Genomic DNA, 2770 nt, shown 5'->3' with positions numbered 1-2770 from the left:
GAAAACGGCTTTACGATATTTGGCTGGGAACACTAAATGATATAGCAAAACACTTACATTATGGCTCTTATGGATGTATTCACTCATTTTTCTATTGTACGCCGCGAGCGGCGGGGAATTAGACCCGAAGAGATTAAAAATCCTAATAATAGCCAAGAAACTCAGGAAATACACCAAGTTTTAATTCTCGATCCTGCTGTGGGAACTGGCACTTTTTTACACTCTGTTATTGACCATATCTATGATAGTTTTCGTCAACAGAAAGGGATGTGGTCTAGTTATGTCAGTAAACATTTATTACCCCGTCTCTTTGGGTTTGAATTACTGATGGCTCCCTACACCGTAGCACACATGAAATTAGGTTTACAACTTCAGGAATTAGGCTATGATTTTAGTGCCGATGAACGCTTAGGAATCTATCTCACTAACACCCTACAGGAAGCTTTTCAAATTCCCCCTGCTGATGGGTTTTTAAATCGCATTCGCGATGAAGCAGCCGCGGCAAAAGATGTTAAGCAAGAAATGCCAGTTATGGTGATTTTAGGCAATCCACCCTATTCCTATCAGTCGATGAATACTGACCCTTGGATTGTGAATTTGGTTAAGGATTATTATCAATTAGATGGAAAACCATTGGGAGAGAGAAACCCTAAAGGTTTATTAGATGATTATGTGAAGTTTATTCGCTTTGCTCAGTATCGGGTAGCGGAAACTGGTTATGGAGTTGTGGCGTTAATTACAAATCATGGTTATTTGGATAATCCCACTTTTCGGGGAATGCGTCAAAATTTGATGCAGACTTTTGATGAGATTTATGTTTTAGATTTGCATGGGAATAGCAAGAAAAAAGAAGTTTGTCCCGACGGTTCACCTGATCAAAATGTGTTTGATATTCAGCAAGGAGTAGCGATTGCGTTTTTTATTAAGTATCAAGATAGTCAGCAAGATTTAGCGCAGGTTTATCATGCTGATTTGTGGGGTGTTAGAGAGGTTAAAGAGCATAAGGAGTTAGTTGGGGGTAAGTATTATTGGTTAGATGAAAATGATATTAGTTCAACTGAATGGGAAATTATAAATCCCAAATCAGATTTTTACCTATTTAATCCTCAGAGCAAAGTCTCATCTGATGAATATCAAAAATATTGGGAACTTGATACAATCATGTTGACAAACGGTTCTGGTATCAAAACCCATAGAGATCACTTTGTCTATGATTTTGATAAAGCTAAATTAATCGAGCGAATCAATGACTTTAGAAATACACTTATAAATGATTCAGAAATAAAAAATAAATATAAGTTGGAAGACAGTTTAGATTGGAATTTAAATCAAAAGAGAAAATCTTTTACATCTGAATCTAATTGGCAATCTTATTTCACTCAATGTTTATATAGACCTCTTGATATTAGACCTTATTATCATCATGATGCTTTAGTAAATCGGTTGAGGCATGAAATAATTCAGCATACGATGAATAAGAATAACATTGGTATAGGTATAGGTCGCCAAGGAATTGCGGTTAATGATCCTGAATGGGCCTTGATTACTGTTTTTGAGAATGCCATTGATACTAATATTTTTAGAAGAGGTGGAGTTAATATTTTTCCCCTCTATCTTTACCCAACCAATACCCCAACGCTATTTGACACAGAACCAACCAACTCGCCAAATGGTCGCCGTCCCAATCTAGCGCCAGAATTTATTAACAAACTTTCGGCAAAACTTGAATTAGAATTTATCAGTGATGGCAAAGGAGACGAAAAGAAAACCTTTGGACCGGAAGACATTTTTAACTATATCTATGCCGTCTTTCACTCTCCCCAATATCGCCAACGTTACGCCGAATTTTTAAAAATAGACTTTCCTCGTGTTCCTCTCACCAGTAATCAAGAATTATTCTGGGAATTAGTCAAAAAAGGTGACAGATTAGTGCAGTTACACCTAATGAAAGCAACGGGAAAAGAAATTAGTAGCTATCCCGTGGCGGGTTCTAATCTAGTCGAACAGGTGAAATATGACGAAAATAAACAACAAATTTCGATTAATTCTGACCAGTATTTTGCGGGGATTCCGCCCCAAATTTGGAACTTTTATATCGGCGGTTATCAAGTGTGTCAGAAGTGGCTAAAAGACCGCAAAGGTCGCCACCTTAGCTACGATGACCTAGAACATTATCAACAAATTATCTCCATTTTGGGCGAATCGATCGCAATTATGGAAACTATAGATATAATTATCCATAAATATGGTGGTTTCCCCTTTAGTTAAGCCACCGGTGAGAGAAGATTAACACTAAATCCGTTGAGTATAGGCTACATATTGGGAGAGGCAAAAGGGAGAATAAATAATCAGTACAGGTGCAAGATTTTGAGAGAATCGTGCTTCAAAACCTTGGGTTTTCATCGGCCCGCGTCCTGTAGGGGCGAAGCATTCGGGCAATAACCTATCGGTGAAACCGTAGATTTTCTATCCGAATGCTTCGCCCGTACTTTTTGCCGCAAACCCTAGATTGATATTTTATCGCAGGTTTCAACCACAGATAAAGCGTCTTCTAGGTTATATTTATTAGGGTTTTTCTTCCTTTTTTGTTGCGGTTGCCTTTTAAATTTATATTGAAATGTCTCAAAAATTTTGGCGTTGTCAAATTGAAAGATGCTCCGAATCAGCACCGGAACTGAAATTACTTTGATAGGAAAGATTACATGGCATCTTGACAATTAGTGTTTAATGAACGAATAGTGCCGATAGTTGGGCTTAAGTGGGGAACAAG

General features: G+C 37.7%; 2 pseudogenes. One reads left to right on the top strand and one right to left on the bottom strand.

The features are described from left to right. A pseudogene (locus tag O9332_RS05010) lies at nt 1-87 on the bottom strand (IS200/IS605 family transposase); the annotation flags it as partial. Nucleotides 88-132: 45 nt separating this feature from the next. Here O9332_RS05010 and O9332_RS05005 point away from each other — a divergent pair. After that, a pseudogene (locus O9332_RS05005) lies at nt 133-2268 on the top strand (type ISP restriction/modification enzyme); the annotation flags it as partial. Nucleotides 2269-2770 lie beyond the last annotated feature (502 nt).

It is taken from the genome of Microcystis sp. LE19-10.1B (assembly GCF_027530565.1).
In the GTDB taxonomy this organism is placed as follows: domain Bacteria; phylum Cyanobacteriota; class Cyanobacteriia; order Cyanobacteriales; family Microcystaceae; genus Microcystis; species Microcystis aeruginosa.
The sequence above is the reverse complement of the archived record's forward strand: the minus strand, read 5'-3'. Positions and strand labels throughout refer to the sequence as shown.